The organism is Hymenobacter profundi (assembly GCF_019334315.1).
Taxonomy (GTDB): Bacteria; Bacteroidota; Bacteroidia; order Cytophagales; family Hymenobacteraceae; genus Hymenobacter; species Hymenobacter profundi.
The window spans coordinates 1-21,987 of sequence record NZ_JAHWGL010000060.1 but is presented as its reverse complement, the minus strand read 5'-3'; the positions used below and the strand labels follow the sequence as shown (position 1 = coordinate 21,987).

The 21,987-nt window shown below is 54.9% G+C and carries 17 protein-coding genes; 11 read left to right on the top strand and 6 right to left on the bottom strand.

The window, feature by feature from the left end:
• Window positions 1-43 precede the first annotated feature (43 nt).
• Window positions 44-1,705 (top strand): 2-oxoglutarate dehydrogenase complex dihydrolipoyllysine-residue succinyltransferase, encoded by a 1,662-nt coding sequence (gene odhB, locus KYK14_RS14050; RefSeq protein ID WP_219159665.1) that lies wholly within the window; start codon window positions 44-46, stop codon window positions 1,703-1,705.
• Between the two features lie 80 nt (window positions 1,706-1,785).
• Here the strand turns inward: odhB and KYK14_RS14045 are convergent, their stop codons facing one another.
• Window positions 1,786-2,142, bottom strand: coding sequence for a group III truncated hemoglobin (locus KYK14_RS14045; protein WP_185281831.1), 357 nt, complete (start codon window positions 2,140-2,142; stop codon window positions 1,786-1,788).
• A gap of 289 nt (window positions 2,143-2,431) precedes the next feature.
• Between KYK14_RS14045 and KYK14_RS14040 the strand changes: the two genes are divergently transcribed.
• The 10 genes from KYK14_RS14040 (at window position 2,432) to KYK14_RS13995 (ending at window position 15,763) form a co-directional block, all read left to right on the top strand.
• The gene (locus KYK14_RS14040) at window positions 2,432-4,147 is read left to right on the top strand and encodes a carbamoyltransferase family protein (RefSeq protein WP_219159663.1); all 1,716 of its coding nucleotides are present in this window, start codon (window positions 2,432-2,434) and stop codon (window positions 4,145-4,147) included.
• A 113-nt stretch (window positions 4,148-4,260) separates the two neighbouring features.
• Window positions 4,261-5,925, top strand: a complete 1,665-nt coding sequence (locus KYK14_RS14035; protein WP_219159661.1) for a M1 family metallopeptidase — start codon at window positions 4,261-4,263, stop codon at window positions 5,923-5,925.
• 196 nt (window positions 5,926-6,121) lie between these two features.
• Window positions 6,122-6,769, top strand: coding sequence for a Crp/Fnr family transcriptional regulator (locus tag KYK14_RS14030; protein ID WP_219159659.1), 648 nt, complete (start codon window positions 6,122-6,124; stop codon window positions 6,767-6,769).
• Window positions 6,770-7,186: 417 nt separating this feature from the next.
• Window positions 7,187-7,567, top strand: coding sequence for a hypothetical protein (locus KYK14_RS14025; RefSeq protein ID WP_185281827.1), 381 nt, complete (start codon window positions 7,187-7,189; stop codon window positions 7,565-7,567).
• Between the two features lie 136 nt (window positions 7,568-7,703).
• Window positions 7,704-8,144 carry a hypothetical protein gene (locus KYK14_RS14020; RefSeq protein ID WP_185281826.1) on the top strand — a complete coding sequence of 147 codons (441 nt, stop codon included), beginning with the start codon at window positions 7,704-7,706 and terminating at the stop codon, window positions 8,142-8,144.
• 91 nt (window positions 8,145-8,235) lie between these two features.
• Entirely contained in the window at window positions 8,236-8,940 is a 705-nt protein-coding gene (locus KYK14_RS14015) for a carboxypeptidase-like regulatory domain-containing protein (RefSeq protein WP_219159657.1), read from the top strand.
• Window positions 8,941-8,985: 45 nt separating this feature from the next.
• Complete coding sequence (locus tag KYK14_RS14010) at window positions 8,986-9,432, top strand: hypothetical protein (protein WP_219159655.1); 447 nt, start codon at window positions 8,986-8,988, stop codon at window positions 9,430-9,432.
• Between the two features lie 223 nt (window positions 9,433-9,655).
• Complete coding sequence (lpdA, locus tag KYK14_RS14005) at window positions 9,656-11,062, top strand: dihydrolipoyl dehydrogenase (protein ID WP_219159653.1); 1,407 nt, start codon at window positions 9,656-9,658, stop codon at window positions 11,060-11,062.
• A 406-nt stretch (window positions 11,063-11,468) separates the two neighbouring features.
• A complete protein-coding gene (locus KYK14_RS14000) occupies window positions 11,469-14,894 on the top strand; it encodes a TonB-dependent receptor (protein ID WP_219159651.1) in 3,426 nt (1,141 codons plus the stop codon).
• A gap of 83 nt (window positions 14,895-14,977) precedes the next feature.
• Window positions 14,978-15,763: a S1/P1 nuclease gene (locus KYK14_RS13995; protein WP_219159649.1), complete on the top strand. Its 786-nt coding sequence runs from the start codon at window positions 14,978-14,980 to the stop codon at window positions 15,761-15,763.
• 108 nt (window positions 15,764-15,871) lie between these two features.
• Here KYK14_RS13995 and KYK14_RS13990 read toward each other — a convergent pair whose 3' ends face one another.
• The 5 genes from KYK14_RS13990 to KYK14_RS13970 all read right to left on the bottom strand — a co-directional run bounded on the left by KYK14_RS13990 (window position 15,872) and on the right by KYK14_RS13970 (window position 21,381).
• Entirely contained in the window at window positions 15,872-17,833 is a 1,962-nt protein-coding gene (locus tag KYK14_RS13990) for a glycosyl hydrolase (protein ID WP_219159647.1), read from the bottom strand.
• 282 nt (window positions 17,834-18,115) lie between these two features.
• Entirely contained in the window at window positions 18,116-19,069 is a 954-nt protein-coding gene (gene rlmF, locus KYK14_RS13985; RefSeq protein WP_219159645.1) for a 23S rRNA (adenine(1618)-N(6))-methyltransferase RlmF, read from the bottom strand.
• 86 nt (window positions 19,070-19,155) lie between these two features.
• A complete protein-coding gene (locus KYK14_RS13980; RefSeq protein ID WP_185281818.1) occupies window positions 19,156-19,617 on the bottom strand; it encodes a cold-shock protein in 462 nt (153 codons plus the stop codon).
• Window positions 19,618-19,781: 164 nt separating this feature from the next.
• Window positions 19,782-20,381, bottom strand: coding sequence for a pseudouridine synthase (locus tag KYK14_RS13975; RefSeq protein WP_219159643.1), 600 nt, complete (start codon window positions 20,379-20,381; stop codon window positions 19,782-19,784).
• Window positions 20,382-20,412: 31 nt separating this feature from the next.
• A complete protein-coding gene (locus KYK14_RS13970; RefSeq protein ID WP_219159641.1) occupies window positions 20,413-21,381 on the bottom strand; it encodes an MBL fold metallo-hydrolase in 969 nt (322 codons plus the stop codon).
• Between the last annotated feature and the right edge of the window lie 606 nt (window positions 21,382-21,987).

Genomic DNA, 21,987 nt, shown 5'->3' with positions numbered 1-21,987 from the left:
AAATGCTTATCCCATCGCCCCACAACCCTTAACTCTCCCACCTATGGGTCTGGAAATTAAAATACCCGCCGTTGGCGAATCCATTACGGAAGTAACCATCGCCAAATGGTTGAAAAAAGACGGCGAAGCCGTAAAACGCGACGAAATCATTGCCGAGCTGGAATCGGACAAGGCCACGTTTGAGCTGCCCGCCGAAGCCGATGGCACGCTGAGTATCCAAGTAGCTGAAGGCGAAACGATTGGCATTGGAACGACGATTGCCGAAATCGGTGGTGCCGATGCCCCGGCGGCAGACGCTACCCCAGACGCTACGAAATCCGCTGCGACTCCTGCTGCTGCGCCTAGCAACGACCCCATCTCTAAAGGAGAGGAAAACCCTGCGGCCAGCGACCAAGCCGGCTACGGCGGCACGCCCGAAGACAGCGCAACGTCGGACGCGGCTCCTGCCGAAGCTCCCAGCAGCGGTGGCACTATCGAAATGAAGATTCCGACAGTAGGCGAATCCATCACGGAAGTAACCGTGTCGAAGTGGCTGAAGCCCGACGGTGCCCAAGTGGACCGCGACGAGGTAATTGCCGAGCTGGAATCGGACAAAGCCACGTTTGAACTGCCCGCCGAAGCTGCTGGCACCCTACGCCACGCCGTAGGCGAAGGCGAAACCATTGCCATTGGTACTGTAGTAGCTCGCATCGAAGGTGGTGGTAGCGGCGCCTCAGCGGCCCTGGCTGCTGCGCCGGCCAGTGCGCAAGCTGCACCTACCCCATCGCAACCTGCTGCCAACGCTGGCACTACCTCCTACGCTACGGGCACGCCTTCTCCGGCTGCCGGCAAAATTCTCGGCGAAAAAGGTATCAACGCTGCCGACGTGCAGGGTAGCGGCCGCGACGGCCGGATCACCAAGGAAGACGCCCAAAACGCTCAAGCAAAGCCCGCTGCTCCCGCACCGCAGGCAGCCCCGGCGCCAGCAGCGCCGGCTCCTGCCGCCGCCGAAGCTACCACTGGTAACCGCAATTCGCGCCGCGAGCGGATGAGCAATCTGCGCAAGACGGTGGCCCGCCGCTTGGTGTCGGTGAAAAACGAAACGGCCATGCTCACCACCTTCAACGAGGTGAACATGCAGCCGATTATGGACCTGCGCAACAAGTTTAAAGACAAGTTCAAGGAGAAGCACTCGGTGGGTCTCGGCTTCATGTCGTTCTTCACCAAAGCGGTGTGCGTAGCCCTAAAAGAGTGGCCCGCCGTGAATGCTCAAATCGACGGTGGCGACATCGTGTACAACGATTTCTGTGACATCAGCATTGCAGTATCGGCTCCTAAAGGCTTGGTAGTACCTGTCATTCGCAATGCCGAGGAGTTATCGTTTGATGGTATCGAGAAGGAAATCGTGCGCCTCGCTGGCCTGGCCCGCGACAACAAGCTGACCATTGAGCAGATGACCGGCGGCACGTTCACCATCACCAATGGCGGCGTATTCGGCTCTATGATGAGCACGCCCATCATCAACGCGCCGCAATCGGCTATTCTGGGGATGCACAACATCATCCAGCGCCCCGTGGCCGAGAACGGGCAGGTAGTGGTTCGCCCCATGATGTACCTAGCCCTGAGCTACGACCACCGTATCATCGACGGCCGCGAGTCGGTATCGTTCCTGGTGCGCGTGAAGGAGTTGCTCGAAGACCCTACGCGTCTGCTGCTGGGTGTATAAGGTAGGAAACACAAAAACGAAGCGGCCGCTCACCATCTGGTGAGCGGCCGCTTCGTTTTTACTAAATAATGATCAGCAGATTAGGCACCCGATGCCATGCTCATCATTTTCAGTTTGGCTTCTTCAGCTTTTGAGCCGGAAAAGTGTTCTGCTACCGTACCGTAAAATAAGTTTACCCAACGCTGAAAGTTGGGGCTGGTAACTGGTAGAACCAGGTTGTGGGGAATGGCTTCGCCGTTGACATCCGTTCTGCCACTCAGCAACGTGCTACTCCAGTACTGATACATGGAGGTGAGGTGGTAGGGCCAGTGAATACGAGCCATGGCATTGAACGCCGGGGCTAATACTTCGTCGTTGTAAAGGTGCTGACAAAAAGAGTCGACCAACGTCTTGATGTCCCCTTCCGTACGGATGTCGGGCAAAGTGGTAGTAGCCATAGCGGTCAGGAAAAGATTAATTGTGGGTAGATGTATTTCCGAGATACGTTATTATCGAGTAGGAGTTGCAGCAACGAAGGTACAAATGAATTAACTTAAAAGTTATATATATTATCAGTAAAGTTTTATTGACGAGTTTCGATGTATAAGATTAGAGTGAATAGATAAGCCATTGTTCAGCAGTTGATTGTAGGAAAACAAAAAGCTGTTGTCGCTTCGGACAGTCAGCATAGTTTCGAGAAGCTCTATTTTAGAGCCTGGTTTCGTTTTGTTACTTTTCTTATTGCCTGTGGAGCATGTTATTCTGGGGATTAACTGTAGTGGTTTTCACGCCTCTGCGTGTTTGCTAAGTCCCGATGGGCGCGTGCAGGTTGCCATTGCCGAGGAGCGGCTTTCCCGCGTGAAGCAGGATAAGTCGTTTCCTCGTCGGGCTATTACCTATTGCTGTGCTGCCGCAGGTAGGAAGATTACGGACGTTACTGACGTTTTCGTAGGCTGGAACCCTGCGCCCTACCTTGCGCAGCCTACCCTCACCACCACCGAAGCCTTGCGCGACCGGAGCCAACTGGCCCAACTCACTCTAAACGAGCTAGCCGCCCTACGCACCGATGTGCGCGGCGTGCAGCAAACGCTGCTCGGCGAACTGGGTAATACCACGCGCTTGCACTACGTAGACCACCACCAGGCGCACTTGGCCAATGCGCTGTGGCAGTCAGGATTTGGAGGTGAAGCTGATTTTTTGGTAGCCGATGGCTTTGGCGAAACTACCACCGGGCTGCTGGGCACTGTCCAGGGTGGCACGGTGCGCGAGCTAGCTGCCAACCGCACGCCGCATTCGCTGGGCCTGTTCTACGCCGCTTTCACCGATTTCCTCGGGTTTCGGCCCAACAGCGACGAGTGGAAGGTGATGGCACTGGCGGCCCGTGGCAACTGGAACACATATTACCAGCTGCTTCGTCCGCTCATCACCGTAGAAGGGCTGCACTACGAAATCGATCTGCGCTACTTTGAGTTTTTCCTGTTTTTCACGCCCCGCTACTACTCACCTAAGCTAGAGGCCCTGCTAGGCCCAGCCCTACCCACCGGCGCACCACTTACGCAGCGCGAATACGACATTGTAGCGGCCGTGCAGCGTATTACGGAGGAGGTAGTGTTTGAGCTATTAACTAATCTGCACGCCCAAACTGGTCAGCGGCTTTTGGTGTTGGGCGGGGGCGTGCTGATGAATTCGGTGCTCAACGGCAAGCTGCGTCACCACACGTCTTACCAGGAAATTTTCATCGGCGGCACGCCCGATGATACCGGCATCAGCGTGGGTAGCGCCTTATATGGTTTTCAGCAGCTGACGGGAAACCCGCCCGGCACAGGAAAGGCCGCCCGGCACAATTTCTTTGGCTGCACTTATACGGAAGAGGAAATAGCCGCTGAACTGCACCGCCGCCGCCTACCCCACCAGCGCCCCGCAAACCTGGTTGCTACCACTGCCGATCTGTTGGCTGCCGGCCAAGTGGTCGGCTGGTTTCAGGGAGCATCGGAGCTGGGGCAGCGGGCCTTGGGCCACCGTAGCATCCTGGCCGACCCTACCCTCCCCGACATGCAGGCGCGGGTGAATGCCAGCGTGAAGCACCGCGAAGCCTTCCGGCCTTTTGCGCCGGCCGTGCCCGAGGAGCGCCAGGATGAGTTCTTCGAGTTGCCCGCCGGTGAAACGTCATACTTCATGGAACGCGTGTTTCCGCTGCGCCCCGAAGTGCGCCCGCGCCTACCTGCCGTAACGCACGACGACGGCACGGGTCGCCTGCAAACCGTGCGCGCCGCTGATAATCCGTTATTTCATCAACTGTTACTGGCGTTTGAGCAGCGGCGCGGTGTGCCGGTGTTGCTCAACACGTCGTTCAACGTCAACGGAATGCCCTTGGTAGAGTCGCCGGCTGATGCGCTGGACTGCTACTTTCAGTCAGGGCTGGATGCGCTGGTGCTGGGGCCGTTTTTGCTGCGGAAGCAGTAGGGTGTTATTCTGCGGGTGGGAAGTAATCTGGCGGAGCTGTGTCCGTGTTTTCTCAGATTCCTCGCTGCGCTCGGAATGACAACCATCAGCCTAATCTTGCCTACCTTGCTCCTATGCGTCTTTCTCATAGTATTCTGCTGGCTACTGGACTGAGTTTGTCCAGCGCTGCTTCGGCCCAATTGCTGCAACCCAAACCCGCCGCTTTCACCCGCGCTGACTCGCTCCGCGGCAACATCGACAGCCCCCTGCGTACTTGCTACGACCTGAACTACTACCACCTCGACGTGCGTCTGGACCCGGCCAAGCGGTTTCTAAGCGGTAGTAACCTGTTCCGCTTCACGGCCACGCGGAATTTCACGCGTTTGCAGTTCGACCTATTTGCCAACTTAGCGGTAGAAAAGGTTGAGTATAAAGGCAAATCGGTGCCGTTCACCCGCGAGGCTAATGCGGTGTTTGTCACGTTCCCACAGTCCATCAAACAGGGTAGCCGCGAGGAATTTACGGTGCATTACTCCGGCCAGCCTACCGTGGCCGAGCGCGCACCCTGGGACGGCGGCTTGGTATACGCTCAAGATGCGGCCGGCAAGCCCTGGGTAGCCTCGGCTTGTCAGGGGGTAGGCGCCAGTATTTGGTGGCCCAATAAAGATCAGCAGGCCGATGAGGTAGACAGTATGCTGATCAGCGTGACGGTGCCCAAAGGCCTGAAAGACGTATCCAACGGCCGCTTGCGCAAGGTTACTACACTGAAAGACGGTGCTACTCGCTTCGATTGGGCCGTGCGCAACCCCATCAACAACTACGATGTGGCCCTGAACGTGGGCGATTTTCAGCACTTCGGCGATACCTACCAGGGCGAGAAAGGCAAGCTGACGCTCGACTATTGGGTGCTACCCGAAAACCTGGCAAAAGCCAAAAAGCAGTTTGCGGCCAATGTGAAGCCCATGCTAAAATCGATGGAAAGCTGGTTTGGTCCCTACCCCTTCTATGAGGATGGCTACAAGCTCATCGACGCACCGCACCTGGGCATGGAACACCAAAGCGCTGTAGCCTACGGCAATAAGTACCTCAACGGCTACCTCGGCAACGACCGTTCGGGCACGGGTTGGGGCGACAAGTGGGACTTCATCATCATCCACGAAAGCGGGCACGAGTGGTTCGGCAACAACATCACCACCAAGGATATTGCCGATATGTGGGTGCACGAGTCATTCACCACGTATTCCGAGTCGTTGTTTGTAGAAACGATGTTTGGCAAGCAGGCGGGGCAGGAATACCTGCACGGCCAGCGCTGGAATATTCAGAACGACAAGCCCATCATTGGCCCCTACGGGGTGAATACGGAAGGCTCTAGCGACATGTACGACAAAGGCGCCAACATGCTGAACATGCTGCGCACCATTCTCAACGACGACGCCAAGTGGCGGCAACTGTTGCGGGGCTTGGGACAGACGTTCTACCATCAGACCGTCACCACGGCGCAGATCATCAACTATTTCAACCAGCAAACTGGCCGCGACCTTACGCCCATTTTCGACCAATACCTACGCCACGCTTCCCTACCCGTGCTGGAAATGCGGGTGGTACAGAACCAGCTGCTAGCCCGCTGGATTGCCAATGCACCCGGCTTTGCTATGCCCGTGCGCGTTCGGACCAAGGGTAGCGAGTACCAGTTCATCACGCCCACTACCCGCCTGCAACCCGTGGTCCTACCCGGCGCCACCCCCGACAATGTGGAGGTCGATACCTTCAATTATTATGTAGGGGTGCTGGTTGAATAAGGGAAATGGGTTTTGGTATTTTGATCTGATAATGAGTTTGTTACGCGGATGGTATCATTTTAGCTATTTAGCTTCTTATTAAATAGCCTATGTAGGCTACGTATGAGGTTTTGAGCAAAGTGATTTTCCTATGGCAGTACCGTATAAAACAGCTCCTACCAGTTGCCAGAATTGCCCGTATTTGACCCAATCCCTCATGAGTACGTGCCAAAAGGAGGAATTAGAATTAATTTCTACCAGCAAAATATCGCAGAGCTATAAGAAGGGACAGAGCATTTTTCAGACGAATAATCGCCTGCCCGGATTATACTGCATTCACCAGGGCAAGGTGAAAGTGTCCCGCGTCAGCAGCGACGGCAAAGAGCAAATTATGCGCTTGGCGCAGGAAGGCGATGCTTTGGGCTACCGCTCGCTTATGGTAGGCAACACCGCTACTACCTCAGCCATAGCTCTCAGTGACTGTGTGGTGTGCATGGTTCCCCGCCCCGATTTTTTTAGTGTGATTGGACAGAATGCACAGTTTTCGACTGCCCTTACTAAGTTGTTAGCCAAGGATTTAGGTAGAATGGAAGAACGAATGATGCACGCTGCTTTCAAGCCCGTACGTGGCCGGCTGGCCGAAGCGTTGCTGATGCTGCACGAACTGTTTCGGCCTGCTACGGAAATGCGCTTTAGTATTCCCGTTACGCGCGAAGACCTCGCAGCGCTTACAAGCACTGCTAAGGAAACGGCCAGCCGGCTCTTATCAGAATTTCGAGAAGAGGGCTTGGTGTCGACCTATGGCAGCCGCATCACCATTTTGAACCTAGAGAAGATTACGCAGCTTTCGGCACTCTATGAATAGTGATAAGGCTAACTTTTTTCAAATTTTATAAAACCCTTTTTCCGGTCTGTACGTAAGTGACCCAGCAACCTCGATTGCTGGGTTTTTTTGTGCAGATAGAAGGTAGGGTAGCAAGACTTATAGGACTTTTTCCCATATTGGTGTCCCATAATTGAACGGGCGGGAAAAAGCTGATAACAATCATTTCCTGAGTTGATAACAATCATTTTTTAGCCGGAAGAATCGGGGGAGTTTTGTAGAACAAGTCGGTCTGGTTTTTTTGGTCTAATCCACCACACAGACAGTTCTTCGGCTACTTTCCTTCTGATTCTGATTGCCAGTAAGCAGGCCAACGCGTGGGCCTGATCAGGATACTAGAAACAGGATGGAGGTTGACCGGAGTGGATTGTTTCCCTTCCTCCTTATCCGTTCGTTTCAATGGCTTACTCAGTCAATAATCCCGCAGGAAAAGTAATACAAGGCGTTATCGACGATTTGCCCGCACTATTAGCCGTGGCTGTAGTGGATGTGAACTCGGGCATGAGCCTGGCATCGCATTCTAACGTGCAAAACATCAACCCCGATACGGCTGCTGCCTACAACACGGAGGTAGTAAAGCAAAAGCAGAAAGCTATGGCCGCGCTGAAGCTAAACGGTGAGAAAATTGAGGATATCCTGATTTCGCTCACCAACCAGCTGCACCTGCTGAAGCTTACCGAAGCCGGTAACAAGTTTATCTATTTAGTGGTAAACGCCCGCGATACCAACCTGGCTATTGCCCGCGAAGTACTGCGTCAGCACGCCGCGCAACTCAATTAATTATTCTCCTGCTGGCGGCATGGGCAGTGCGCAGATTCCTCTGTGTTCAGACCAACTCCTCAGCTGCGACAAGCCAGCAGTACCCTGTGTCTACGCCGTAATTGTATGGTAGCACGGTGGGTTTTCGCAGGCCATCATGCAAATTCCCTTTCTCAATCGTCTTCAGTCTCTTTCCGGTGCAACCATTAACAAGGTGGTGCCGGCTGGCAATGGTGCTGAGCACCAGGAGGCCGCCCAGGTATTGCAGCAGGTCTTGGAAGGCCTGCCGGAGCTGGTAGCAGCAGCCGTGGTGCAGATAGACTCGGGGCAGGCCGTGGCAACCTACACGACTTCCCGGGACTTCAATCCAGCTAAAATTGCCGGATTTAATGCCGCACTGGTACGAGGACAGTACAACGTGCTGGCCGCGCTGCAACCTGATGCTGACGAGCAGCTAGAGGAAATCGTGATTACCCTACCTACCCAACTGCACCTGCTGCGGATCCTGACCAACAAGCAACAATTTCTCTACGTGGCCGTCGAAAGCCGCGACACCAACCTAGGCATTGCCCGCGAGGTCATGCGTACCTGCGAGTAAAAGCCGCCCCTCTCACACCTCTATTCTATTCCTATCCCCTTCTCTCAACGATTTCAATTTCCCTTATTTCTCACCTTAATCCATTTATGGTATGAAACTTACCGCATCTCCCTTCGACCCCCAAACCGGTGAGCTGCTGCCGGTATATCGGGATGCTTATCTCAATGGCGACCTGAGCCGATCTTCTGCCCAAGCCGTAGAAAATTATTTGCGTCGTGATGCCGACTTAGCGCACGATACTCTTACGCGCTGGGAGGAACTACAAGCTACCGACGAGGTGGAAGTAGCCCCTACTTGGGTGCAAAAACAGATTCAATATATCCGGGCCGAGCCCGTACGTTTTCGCCGCCGCGCTACCTCTATGGTAGCTTCCGCCGTGCTAGTGGGCTCTATGGTATTTGCCGGCACTAGCCTGCCCGGCGCACGGGGCAACAACTCCAATTTCTCGGCAGTACAGGAAACGGCTACTGCCGAAGCCACCGCCGAAGCACTGGCCAGCAATACCGCTTCGGTAGCGGCTGCCGTAGCGGCTAAGCGTATGATTATGGTGCAGGGTCGCATTCTGGACGAAAACGGCAAGCCCCTACCCGGTGCTACCGTGATGCAGCCCGGCAGCCGTCAGATTGCCGTTACAAATGCGGCTGGCGAATACGTGCTGCGCGTGCCGGCCGGCACCAACTCGCTGAAGTATGGCTATGGTGGTTATCAGGACGAAGAAATAAAAGTATCCGACGCTAGCGCCGATGTAACATTGCTACCCAGCGAGAAAACCAAGCGTCACTGGTGGAATTTCTAGGCGTTACCTACGTCGCTCAGTGGTAGCTTGTAGTATCTTGTCCGCGTGAAACCCAAGAATTACCGCAGAAAAGCTACCCGTCAATCCGGGTTATCGAAAACAAATAAATTAATTGCTCCGCCTGAGGATCAGGCGGGGCAATTGGTGCATCAAATCCTGGCGGTTCTGCCATCATTGCGGCTAGTGGCTGTGGTGGATGTGGCCGATGGTCGTTGCCGGGCTGGCTGGTCGGGGCTGGATGATGTAACTCCGCAGACGGCCGCCCAGCACAGCGCTGCCTTGGTCCGGTACCAACAACTCGCTGTTCACCAGTTGGAGGAAGAGGCAGTGGAAGAAATGTCCTTCCTGCTGTCTACACAACTGCACTTAGTACGGATGCTGCCCGGTGGGCAACAATTTTTGTATCTGGTAGGTGAAAAAGAGTCTATTAGTTTGGGCCTAGTGCGTGAACAATTGCGCGGGCAATTACAACCATTGATGTTGTCGAATTGATAGGCACTATTTAGCTAAGCTATATATACAAGCGCCTCTTCCACTTACGGAAGGGGCGCTTGTGTTCGTGCCTACCTTAGGCAAAACAGCCAGTAGCCGGTTGTGTAGGGTAGCAGCACTTAGCATTCTGCGCAACCAGCGCGTTTCCGCCGGGCTGCTATTTCCGCCTCCGGTTTCTTCCGTACCTTCGCCCCTTGTTGACTACCAACGAATTCACCGCATCATGAATCAATACGACGTTACTGTTATCGGCTCCGGACCGGGGGGCTACGTGGCTGCCATCCGTTGCGCACAGCTGGGGATGAAAACCGCCCTTATTGAGAAGTACCCTACCCTGGGCGGCACTTGCCTGAACGTAGGGTGCATTCCCAGCAAAGCCCTGCTCGATTCGACAGAACACTACCATAATGCCCACACTACCTTCAAGGAGCATGGCATTGAGCTGAGTGACTTGCAGATCAACATGAACCAACTGATTGACCGCAAGAACGGCGTAGTGAAAGCCAACACCGACGGCATTCAGTTCCTGATGAAGAAGAATAAAATCGACGTGCTGCGGGGCGTGGGTTCATTTGTCGACAAAACGCATATCAAAATCACGCCTACTGAAGGCGGCGAGGAGCAGCAGATCGAAACCAAAAAGGTGATTATCGCCTCCGGTTCCAAGCCTACTGTCCTACCCTTCATCAAGCAGGACAAGCAGCGCATCATCACCAGCACCGAGGCCCTGAACATTCGGGAAGTACCCAAGCACATGATTGTGATTGGCGGTGGCGTTATCGGCCTGGAAATGGCTTCTGTATACGCCCGTCTGGGTGCGAAAGTATCGGTGGTAGAGTTCCTGGATTCGCTGATTCCAACCATGGACCGCGCCCTTGGCAAGGAGCTGAAGCGCATCTTGGGCAAAATCGGCATTGAGTTTTACCTCAGCCACAAAGTAACCGGCGCCACCCGCGAAGGCGACGCCGTGACCGTAACCGCCACCAACCCCAAGGGTGAGGAAATTAAGCTGGAAGGCGACTACTGCCTGGTAGCCGTGGGCCGTGCGCCCTACACCGAAGGCCTAAACCTGGAAGCCGCCGGCGTGCAGCTGGAAGAACGCGGCCGCATTAAGGTAGACGAGCACATGCAAACCACCACGCCCGGCATCTACGCTATCGGCGACGTGGTGCGCGGTGCTATGCTGGCCCACAAGGCCGAGGAAGAAGGCGTATTCGTGGCCGAAACTATGGCCGGCCAGAAGCCCCACGTCAACTATCTGCTCATTCCGGGGGTAGTATACACCTGGCCCGAGGTGGCTGGGGTAGGCTACACCGAGGAGCAGCTGAAGGAGCAAGGCAAAGCCTACAAAACCGGCAACTTCCCCTTCCGTGCCTCGGGCCGCGCCCGCGCCTCTATGGACCTCGACGGCTTCGTGAAAGTGCTGGCCGATAAGGAAACCGACGAAATCTTGGGCGTCCACATGATCGGGCCGCGCATTGCTGACCTGATTGCCGAAGCCGTAACCGCCATGGAGTTCCGCGCCTCCGCTGAGGACGTAGCCCGCATGAGCCACGCTCACCCTACCTACGCCGAAGCCATGAAAGAAGCTTGTCTGGCAGCTACTGAGAACCGGGCGATACATATGTAAGTCTGCGCTTGCATACCTACACGCAAAAAGCGGCTGGAGCTACTAGAGCTCCAGCCGCTTTTTGCGTGTAGGTTTAGCTACAAGGGATATTCTTTAATCAAGATGAATTTAACTTAATAAAGGTATCGTAAACAGGAGGTAACATTGGCTTAAACGTGCGCCTGTAGTTTTGTCGCTTTAAAAGTGCACGCTCAACTCCACGGTTCCATTTTCCTGTTCTAGTTTGTGTCGCAGGTAATTATTTGGAAAAGTGATGCTTACATCTGGCTACCACATAGCAGCTGTACCAAAAGATTTTCTGTGTTCATAGATTTCGCTACCTGCGGAGGGGTAGGGTGGTCTTGTGTGGCCGGTGGGAGAGTGCGTGCGCTTTTGTATTTCCCTTTCTCACCCTTATCACCACCTGATGAGACATTTTTTACTGACGGGGCTACTCGTGTTGCTAGCCGCTTTAGGCCTGCAAGCCCAGGTTACGACCAGTAGCCTGACGGGCCTGATTAAAGACAGCGGCGGCGAAGCATCTATTGGCGCCACTGTGCAAGCCACGCACGTGCCCAGCGGCACCAAGTACGGTGTGGCTACCAATGCCGAGGGCCGCTATACCATCCAAAACATGCGGGTTGGTGGGCCTTACACTGTGGTCATCAGCTACATCGGCTACAGAGTCGAAACTGTTGAGAATATCAGCCTACAACTGGGCCAACCCTACGTGCTGAACGCGACGCTCACGGCGGAGGGCACCCAATTGCAGGGCGTAACCGTGACAGCCAACCCCGGCTCGGTACTGAACGCCGACAAAACCGGCTCCATCACCAACATCGACCGCACTGCTCTGCAGCGTCTACCCTCCATCAGCCGCTCGCTCAACGACTTCACCCGCCTCACGCCTCAGGCCAGCGGTAATGCAATTGGCGGCGGTAGCGACCGGTCCAACTACTTTAGCGTCGACGGTTCCGACTTCAACAACAACTTCGGTATCGGCGGCAACCTGCCGGCTGGGGGCTCGCCTATTTCTCTGGATGCTATTGAGGAAATCTCCGTGAATATAACGCCGTTCGACGTGCGGCAGTCAGGCTTTACAGGCGCAGCCATCAACGCCGTAACGCGTTCAGGCTCTAATGATTTCTCCGGCTCGGCCTACGGCTACTATCGCAACCAGAACTACCAAGGCAACAAGGTAGGCAATGAGCGCGTGGTGCTGCAAGACCAGCGCTTCTACCAGTATGGCTTCCGCCTGGGCGGCCCTATCATCAAAAACAAGCTGTTCTTCTTCGCCAACTTCGAGCAAGAGGAAAATCGCACCCCCGGCCAGCAGCGCGTGGCTGCTACTCCAGAAGTGCCCAGCGGTACTAACGTAGCCCGCCCTACGGCCGCCGAATTGGACCAGATCAGCAGCTATCTGCGTAACACCTACGGCTATGAAACCGGCCCCTACCAAGGCTACAGTTTCACGGCACCGCGCACCAAAATCCTGGGTCGCCTGGACTGGAACATCAGCCAGAAACACCGGGTGAATGTGCGCTACAGCCAGGTAGAAGGCCGCGGTATTAACTTTCCCAGCACCTCGCGCAGTCCGTTTGGTGGCTACCGCTACCCTAACCCAGACCCAAGGGGTACGAACCCTCCGGCGTTTGTGGATGGTAGCGGAAACCGTCAGCAGAACACGGCTTTGTTCTTCCGTAACGCTACCTATTACCAGGAATCAAACTTCTACTCGTTGGCGGCTGAGCTGAACTCGACCTTCGGCAACAACAAGTTCAACACCCTGCGTGCTACCTACACGCGCCAGAACGACCCGCGCAGCTCCGACAGCCAGCTGTTTCCCTTCGTGGATATTCTGAAAGATGGTACGCCGTTCACGTCGTTTGGCTACGAACCCTTCACCTACGGCAACCTGCGCGACGTGAAGATTCTCTCCTTCAAGGATGACTTCAACTGGACCCTAGGCCGCCATAACCTTACACTGGGCGCGCAAGTAGACCTGAGCGAAACCAAGAACGGCTTCCAGCGCTTTGGCACCGGCTACTACACGTTTGCTTCGTGGAACGACTTCGTGGAGGGCAACGCACCGGTAGACTTTGGTATCACATACCCCCTCTCTGCCGACTATTCGCAGCAGTTCCCTACGTTCAAATACGGTCAGTACTCAGCCTACGCCCAAGACGAAATTGCTGTAACCGACCGCCTGCGCATCACGCCTGGTCTGCGCTTAGACGTGACCAGCTACCCCAACAAGCTGGCCGAGCACCCGCTGATTACGCCGCTTGCGTTTGCCGGTGGTGAGCAAATCAACGTCGCCAACTTGCCCAAAACCCAGCTGCTATGGTCGCCGCGGGTAGGCGCCAATTTCGACGTACTCGGCGACCGTTCCCTACAGCTACGTGGCGGTACGGGCATCTTCACGGGCCGCGTACCCTACGTGTGGATTGTGAGCCAGGCCGGCGATGCAGGTCTGCTGCAGATCACGCAGACCTACGGTGCTTCGTCAGGTACTAGCGGTCCGATTGGCAACATCCGATTTGACCCCGACCCCACCGGTAACCGCCCCGCTACGCCGCCCGCTGCTGGCACCGTTATTCCGAGCACTACCTCGTCGCTGGCTCGCAACTTCCGATTCCCGCAGGTGTGGAAATCAAGTCTGGCCGTGGATGCGAAGCTGCCCTTCGGCGTAGTAGGTACCTTGGAAGGAATTCTGACCCGCGACATCAACGCGGCCGTGTTCCGCAACGCGAACCTGATTGACCCCTATGCTGATCCTGAAAATCCGCTGATACTCAATGCAAATGGATACCCCGACAATCGCGCATTGTATCCTGGTGCAACTCAAAGAGCAACTCCTGCTACTTCTATAACAGAAGCATCCAACAAATACATCAATCCTCTACGCAACGGATTGCCGGTTGCCAATGGTACCCCCGGCCGGGACGTGGGAGGTTATAACGCCATTGTGCTCGACAACGCCTCGCGTGGGTATTACTTCTCGCTGACCGGCAAGCTGGAAAAGCAGTTCGATAATGGCCTGTTCGGCTCGGTAGCTTATACCTATACGGCTGCCAAGAACCTATTCGACGGCGGTGGCAGCCAGCCTTTGTCGGCGTGGCAGGAAACGGCTACGGTGAGCGGAGCCAACAACCTGCCGCTGGCGTACAATGGCAACACCCTACCTCACCGCGTAGTAGGCTCTTTGTCTTACCGTCGGGAGTATCTGGGCCATCTGGGCACTACCGTGTCGTTGTTCTACGAAGGTGCTAGCCAGGGTCGTTTCTCTTACTTATACTCGGCAGACTTCAACCGCGACGGCGCCAACGCCGACCTGATCTACATTCCACGTGATGCCTCAGAAATTACGTTCGTTCCCATCACTACGGGTAGAGGTGCCGACGAGCGGACACTTTTCACAGCTCAGCAGCAGAGCGATGCGTTTTTTGCGTTCATCGATCAGGATAAATACCTGCGCAAGCACAAAGGGCAATACGCTGAACGCAACGGTGCCACTTTCCCTTGGCGTAACCAGTTCGACGTGAAAATCCTGCAAGACCTATTCACTGATCTGGGCGGCAAGCGCAACACCTTGCAGCTTAGCTTTGATGTGTTCAACGTGGGTAACCTGCTGAACAACAGCTGGGGCCGCGTGCAGCAGCGTACGTTCAACAACTTCCTGGAACCAGCCAACCAGGGTAGCTTGACCACCGGATCTGATAGCCCTCGTCCTACCTTCCGCCTAGGCCGCGACAACGTAACGAATCAGCTGCTGACCAACACCTACCGCGACGCCGTGAACCTGTCCTCGACCTATTACATGCAGATTGGCCTGCGCTACATTTTCAACTAACACTTAATCAATTAGAAAAGCCTGCTGCCTGTGGTAGCAGGCTTTTTTGTGCCTCCCTTTTCAGATTTCCTCAACCCACTGTCATGTACAAGAAAATCACTTTGGTAGCTCTGCTTGCCTTCCTACCGTTTAGCCTGCTGGCCTGGGGCGTAGAGGGCCACCGCGTTATCGGAAAAATTGCCGAAAACCACCTCAGCAAGAAAGCCCGAACCCAGATACAGCAATTGCTGGGTACCGAGCGGTTGCCGTTGGTAAGCACCTTTCCCGACGAAATCCGCCCCTACCCTGAATTTGCCCATACCTCGCCTTGGCACTACGTGAACGCACCCGTGGGCCTTAGCCAAGATGAGTACATTCGCACCATCACCACGATGGAAAAGCCCAACGCCTATCGGGCCTTGCAGGAGCAACTACAGAAATTGAAGGACCCTGCTACCTCGAAAGAGGACAAGGTGTTTGCGCTGAAATTCATCGTGCACATTGTGGGCGACGTGCACCAGCCCATGCACACGGCCACGGCCGAAACCAGCGGCGGCAACAAGATCAAGGTGAAATTCCGGGGCCGAGATTCGAATCTGCACAGCGTGTGGGACTCAGGCCTGGTAGACTATCCCGCCATCACCTACCTGGAAATGGCCCAGCAGCTCGACCACGCCACGAAATCTGAGGTGCGGCAGTGGCAGCAGGCAGCTCCCGCCACGTGGTTCTGGGAGTCCTACCAGCTCAGCCAACCCCTCCTCACCGAAGCCGAGCAACACCCCGACCTCGACTATACTTACTACCCCAAATACGCCCCTACTGTAGAGCAGCGTCTATTGCAAGCCGGCATCCGGCTGGCGGGCGTGCTGAATGAGGTGTACGGTGGTTGAAGGGTGGTCCTGTAGATAATTCTACACTAGAGATAGAAACACAAAGCAGGTAGTAAATGAGAAAGGCTACCATTTTGGTAGCCTTTCAACATGTTGATGGGGTCTGACTTACTCTTTTACCAAGCGCAAGGTAGTCCTCTGTTGGTCTTTGGTGATAATCAACAGCGTGTACACGCCTGCACGCAACGACGATACGTTAAGTTCATTGCTGCTGCTCAGCGTGCCTTGGGTATTCACCAGACCATAGGCGTCGGTAATCTGGTATTGGCTGCCAGCAAGAGGTAGGGTAGAAACTAAGTGCAGTTTATCGGTTACCGGGTTGGGGTACAACTGTACGGTAGGCGCAGCGGTGATGGAAGCGGTGGCGGTTGCTTTGGCTGTTACGCTGCTGCCAGCTTGGCTAATGCGCATCCAGTTGAGGTTCCAGCCACCAGTTTGCGCAAATACGCCGAAGCTGTAAGTGCCCGCCGCCACACTCACCGTTTGCGATACGGTGGTCCAGGTTTGCCAGCCGCCGGTAGCCGGAATAGTTACTTTGCCTAGCTGAGTCGAGCCCGAGTTGAAATCCGACGACAGCGTGCCGCCGCTGGGACTGGCCACGCGGTACTCAATGGTGTAGGTGCCGGTGGTAGGGAAGGTGATGTTGCTGTAGGCCATCCAGTCGCCGGCATCAATGTAGCCCACATTCTGGCCGCCGCCCGTGTCGGTAGTAGTTTGGGTTTGCACCCCCGACATGCTGCTGTAGCTCTCCGCTTCCAGGTTGATGGTAGTGGAAGTGACGGCAGCCGGCCCATACACCTCTACCTCGTAGATGGAATAGCCGTAGGTGGTGGCGCGGCGCGTGCCGTAGATACGCAGGTAACGGCCCCGGCCAGCCAGGCCGGTGATGTCGTCAATGCCGCCGTCGCCGTTGATAACGGAGTGAATGGCGGTCCAGGAAGAGCCATCAAGCGAGGTTTGCAATTGGTAGTCTTTGCCGTAAGCTGCTTCCCAGTTAATCTTGACCCGTGAGATATCCTTCACCGTGCCTAAATCGAGTTGTAAGTACTGCGGATCGGCGAAGGCGCTGGCCCAGCGGGAAGTCAGGTTGCCATCAATGGCCTTCGCAGCAGTGGTGCCACTATTTTCGCTGGACGACGCCACGGCGGCAACGGGCGTCAGGCGGGTAGGGGTAGGCGTAGGTGTGCTGCCGCTGAAGGGTAGGTTCACGTACAGCTGACCCAGTTCGGTGAGCTGGCCCGAGGCACCGCCAAGCAAATTGATGTTGGGTATCTCATTGTTTCGGCCCGAAAACCAGGCGTAGCGAAACACGGCCGGCTCGTTTTCCAGGTAATTCACGGCGGCAGTGAGGTAGCGCTTCTGCACATCCAGCGTGATATGGTTTTGGGGCATATCACCGCACGAAAACTCGGTGAGCCAGATCGGCTTGCCGTACTTCTTCAGCTCCCCAATCTTATCGCGCAGCCACTGCTCCTCACACACATAGGTGTGCACGGCAATATAATCGACCTGGCAAGTGGGGCAGGCGGCGAAGAAAGCATCGAGGTACTGCGTAGGCGAATAGTAGATAGTGCCGTTTTCCGCTACACAGTCGCCGCAGTAGTTTACCGCCGGCGATACTAACTTAAGATTTTTACGGCGGGCTACTTCTTGCAGGGTAGGCCACAGGGCGGCGGCCTGGGTAGGCGTAAGGTTGGCCTGACTACGGAAGTTAGGCTCATTAAACCCCAGCAAGTATTTGGCCCCGGCTGGGATGTTGGCTGCCAATCGGTCGGCGGTGAAAGGCGTGCCGTCCAGGTCGCGGCCCCACTGCATTGGCGCATAGTCGATGCCTAGGCCGGTGTAAACACTAGCCGCCCCAGCTTCGGGCTTGGAGTACCAGTTGTACCACCAGCTGATGCCGGGTGCCAGCGCTTGCATGTCGGCAGCCGAGTGGTAGCCGTAGGCGATGCCACGCTTTGCGCTTTTGGTTTGCGCAGTGGCTTGCTGCGGCCAGCAACTCAGTAAGGCCGCAGCGCCTAGCAGCCATCCCGTGGCTTGCCGGTGAAAAATCTTGTAAAGCTTGTTCATAGTAGGAAGGTGAAGTAGTGGAGTAGGGCGTTTAGCACCAGTTAGTTAGACGTGGTGTTTTTCAAAGATAGCTGCAATAAAGAAAGACCACCGTATAGGGTGGTCTTTCTTTATGGAGAACAGAACGGTACGCTTGAGCTTAGCCTGTTTGCCTAATGATGGCGCACAGCCATGGCATCCCAAGTGCAGCATACACTAAACTATATACCTGCCTTGCTTATGCTGAACAGGTAAACCGAAAGCGGCTGAAGCTTCAGTCGCTTTTCGTCCTCCACTGCTTTCCTACCCCCGCTTTTCCCGCCACGCCTGTTGCTGCGCCGCATCCAAAAACGTCCAGGCTACCATGCGGCTCACTTTGTGCCCCTGCGCCATCGGAATGGTGCGCACCTCCGTAGCTCCTAGCTTTTGCAGCGACTTGTACAAGCCTGGCAAGGTTTCTTTCTTCGACACAAGGGTAGTAAACCAATAGCACGACTCCCGAAACAACGCGCTTTCCTCGGCCATGCGCCACAAAAAAGTCGCCTCGCCGCCGGGATACCACAGTTCTGTACCCTGCCCGCCAAAGTTGGGGGTAGGCCGTGCCTGTCGATTCGTGCCCAAATTCCGCTCTTTGCGCCGGTTGCTGGCTTCGGCCTCAGCTGCCGAGCTATGAAAGGGCGGATTGCACATTGTCGCATCAAAGACCTCGCGCGGCTTCAGTATACCGCTGAAGATGGAATTGCGGTCGGGTTGGTGCCGGAGTTCTAGGGCGCCCGTAAGAGTAAGGTTGCTGGCCACTAGTTGCTTACCCACCCGCAGGGCCGTTGTGTCTACATCGGTGCCTACAAAGCGCCACCCGTACTCATGGTGTCCGATGATGGGGTAGATGCAATTGGCGCCTACCCCCACATCCAGCACGCGCACAGCTTTGCCAGTGGGCACAACGCCCGCATTGCCATCGGCCAGCAAATCAGCGAGGTAGTGGATATAGTCGGCACGACCAGGGATGGGCGGGCACAGGTAGCCAGCCGGAATATCCCACTGCCGCATGCCGTAGAATTGCTTCAGCAACGCCCGGTTCAGCGCCTTCACGGCAGCCGGATCAGCAAAATCCAGGCTAGCATCGCCCGAAGGAGTAGCCATGACAAATTCGGCTAGTTCGGGCGCGGTGTGTACTAGCTGCGCAAAGTCGTAGCGGCCGTGGTGGCGGTTGCGTGGGTGCAGGGTAGCAGGGGTAGCGTTAGGCGGCTGCGGCATTAGTAAGGCGTAGAGGGTAGGGCTAGAAACAGAAAGCGGCTGAAGCCACAGGAGCTTCAGCCGCTTGGGCTTATCGAGAGGTAAATTTACGCAACGGCGGCCGCTTTCACGTCGGTAGCGCTGGGGCCTTTGGGTCCCATTTCCACTTCAAAGGTTACGCGGTCATTCTCCTTGATGGGGTTGCGCAGGTTGTTGGCGTGCACAAATACGCTTTCTTGCGTCTCCGAATCCTTAATGAAACCGTAGCCCTTCGACTCGTTGAAGAACGTTACAATACCAGTACGAATCAAATCGGCCGGATCCATGTCTTCCCGGCGCACTACGCCAATCTGAATGTCTTCGGTCTTGATTTCTTTCTTCTTCTTCGGATCTGGCGGAGTATCTACAATGTTGCCATTCTCATCTACGTAAGCCATCATCTCGTCCAGGCTCTGGCCTTTCTGGGCATTGGCTTGGCGTTCCTCCTTTTTCTCGGCTTTATCCAGCCGCTTCTTCAGGCGTTTCTTTTCGTTTTCTTTCTTACCAAACGTTGCTTGGGATCTACCCATGTCTTTTACCAGCTTTATAGGGTGGATGCGTTGGCCGATAAAGCCAAGCATTAGTATTCGTGAATACAATAGTACAGGTAACTTTCCGGTAAAGTTCAGCAGAGCTCCATAGAAACTATCTACTAACCTGTTTACCAGCTACGAAAGGCCGAAACAGACCTATTCTACCCGTTATTCAGTTCCGGCTCCTGACAACTTAGCGCGAAGGAAACCACTTCTCGCACCTCGCCTGCCGCTAAATCTCCGAGCCATATATCCCCTACCCGCACGCGCACCAAGCGCAAGGTAGGAAACCCTGCCGCTGCCGTCATCTTCCGGATCTGCCGGAATTTGCCTTCTGTTACCGTAATCGACACCCAACTGGTAGGCCCGTGGCGGTCGTCGCGAATTTTGCGGGTACGAGGAGGAAAGTCTGGGACAGTTTCGAGGCGCCGTACCGCGCAAGGTAGCGTTTGGTACCGCACATCTCGAATACCGATTTCTACACCTTGTTGCAGTTGGGCTACCGCTTCGTCGGTAATGAGGCCATCCACCTGAGCATAATATTCCTTCTCTACCTTCCGGCCACGCACATACTCGCTCATGCGGCCGTCGGTGGTGAGCAGCAGCAAGCCTTCACTATGTTCGTCTAGACGCCCAATAGCCATAGTACCAGCCGGAAAATCATACAACTCCCCCAGCAGTTTCTTCTTTCGCAATTCGCATACAAACTGACTGAGGTAACCGAATGGCTTGTGAAGTAAGAAATGCTGATGCGTACTCATGTGCTGCAAGGTAGCGCTTTCGGCTGTTCTCCTACCCCGATTCCTTGTCGCGGCGGCGCAACACGGCCACCGCAACACCTACCAAGCCGGCTATTACCAAGCCTTTCACCCAAGGGCCAATCACAGGCGGCGGCACCGACACTACCCCCGAATCATCAGCCACAGCCGGGTGTCCTACATAGCGCCCCTTTGTCGGCACAGCTTGCGTCTGAAAATGGTCACGTAGCTCTTGCAGTTGGCGGCGCAATTCGTTGCCGTGCATAGCAATACCGTGTCCCGTAGCGGCTACCTCTGGCTCTAGGCCAGCCAGTAACTCCACTGAAGCTCGCGCAGCTTCCCAATCAGGCGTGAAGTAAGCGGGCGGCCCATGTACCTCTTGCTTTTGCTGCCAAGTAGCCACCACCGATTCACCTTTCACCGTTACGAAAGCGTCGCCGGCTAATAGCGTACGGTCGCTCTCACGAAAAAATGACACGTGTCCCGGCGTGTGCCCCGGTGTATGCACCCAGCGCCACCCCGGCAGATGCGGAACCGATCCATCGTCTGGCAACGCTTTCACCCGACTACCTAGATCCAATGGCTTTTTAGGGTAGAGAAAGGATATAGCGGCCATACCACCGCCACCTACTGTTGGGTCGGGTGGGGGGTAAGATGAAAGTCCTGTGAGGTAAGGCAACTCCAACGGGTGCGTATACGCTTGCACAGTAGGCCACGCTTCCAGCAAATCGGGTAGCGCTCCTACATGATCGAAGTGTCCATGCGTAAGCAAAATGGCTTGCGGCGGATTCGCTGGCCCAAATAGCTGTGCGGCATATTCTTGAATATGCGCTGCCGACAAGGGTAGACCCGCATCGAGTAGTACCCAAGGTCTACCTATTCCGGCCACTTCCTGCTCATTTATATAATATAGATTGACAAAGACATTACGCCACCCCACGATACCAGGAACTATAGGCTGTAAAGCAGGAGTATGAGCGCGGCTGGTGTTGTTGGAGAGCATAGGGTAGGTGGCAAAGTGACCAGATAAGCTCTTTACGTATAGAGTATAGTGCCGTTCTCGACAGTAGCATATAAAAATAGCCACCATCTACACTCATCTTATTAGCTACCTATAGCACCAATAAGAATGGCGTTTAGGATAAGAAGTTGATATGCTTACTACAGCATTGCTATAAAAACTGCACTACTTATGAAGCAGGCTGATTCAGATAGCAAAAGCAAGGGCACTCAAACAACAGAAGAAATCTACTTTATGTATGTAAGACAAATTATTAGAAAGCACTCGTATCTCCTATTTCAACGTTACAATGAAGTTAATGTGATTTTTTTACTAAGATAATCAGGGGCTTACGTAGTTAGGGGAGAAAAATAAGAAGCATAGCATTGCATAATCACGAACCCCTACTACTTTTGCACTCCCAAACCGAAACGCGGTGCGGTTGAATCAAGCAGCACGTCTCCTGGCCTATGGCGAAGAGCGGTCCAGACAAAAAAAGTTTTGCTGGATGCTTGCAATTTCAAACAAGCTACTTACTTTTGCACCCCGCTTCCACCGGAAGCAGCTGCTACGAGGACACCGAAAAAAAAGTTGTCTTTAGTAGTTGGA

Bases quoted from the DNA above. Each gene is read 5' to 3' on its own strand.
- odhB (WP_219159665.1), top strand. From the start codon at position 44: ATGGGTCTGGAAATTAAAATACCCGCCGTTGGCGAATCCATTACGGAA.
- KYK14_RS14045 (WP_185281831.1), bottom strand. From the start codon at position 2,142: ATGGCTACTACCACTTTGCCCGACATCCGTACGGAAGGGGACATCAAG.
- KYK14_RS14035 (WP_219159661.1), top strand. From the start codon at position 4,261: ATGCGTCTTTCTCATAGTATTCTGCTGGCTACTGGACTGAGTTTGTCC.
- KYK14_RS14030 (WP_219159659.1), top strand. From the start codon at position 6,122: ATGAGTACGTGCCAAAAGGAGGAATTAGAATTAATTTCTACCAGCAAA.
- KYK14_RS14025 (WP_185281827.1), top strand. From the start codon at position 7,187: ATGGCTTACTCAGTCAATAATCCCGCAGGAAAAGTAATACAAGGCGTT.
- KYK14_RS14020 (WP_185281826.1), top strand. From the start codon at position 7,704: ATGCAAATTCCCTTTCTCAATCGTCTTCAGTCTCTTTCCGGTGCAACC.
- KYK14_RS14015 (WP_219159657.1), top strand. From the start codon at position 8,236: ATGAAACTTACCGCATCTCCCTTCGACCCCCAAACCGGTGAGCTGCTG.
- lpdA (WP_219159653.1), top strand. From the start codon at position 9,656: ATGAATCAATACGACGTTACTGTTATCGGCTCCGGACCGGGGGGCTAC.
- KYK14_RS14000 (WP_219159651.1), top strand. From the start codon at position 11,469: ATGAGACATTTTTTACTGACGGGGCTACTCGTGTTGCTAGCCGCTTTA.
- KYK14_RS13995 (WP_219159649.1), top strand. From the start codon at position 14,978: ATGTACAAGAAAATCACTTTGGTAGCTCTGCTTGCCTTCCTACCGTTT.
- KYK14_RS13990 (WP_219159647.1), bottom strand. From the start codon at position 17,833: ATGAACAAGCTTTACAAGATTTTTCACCGGCAAGCCACGGGATGGCTG.
- rlmF (WP_219159645.1), bottom strand. From the start codon at position 19,069: ATGCCGCAGCCGCCTAACGCTACCCCTGCTACCCTGCACCCACGCAAC.
- KYK14_RS13980 (WP_185281818.1), bottom strand. From the start codon at position 19,617: ATGGGTAGATCCCAAGCAACGTTTGGTAAGAAAGAAAACGAAAAGAAA.
- KYK14_RS13975 (WP_219159643.1), bottom strand. From the start codon at position 20,381: ATGAGTACGCATCAGCATTTCTTACTTCACAAGCCATTCGGTTACCTC.
- KYK14_RS13970 (WP_219159641.1), bottom strand. From the start codon at position 21,381: ATGCTCTCCAACAACACCAGCCGCGCTCATACTCCTGCTTTACAGCCT.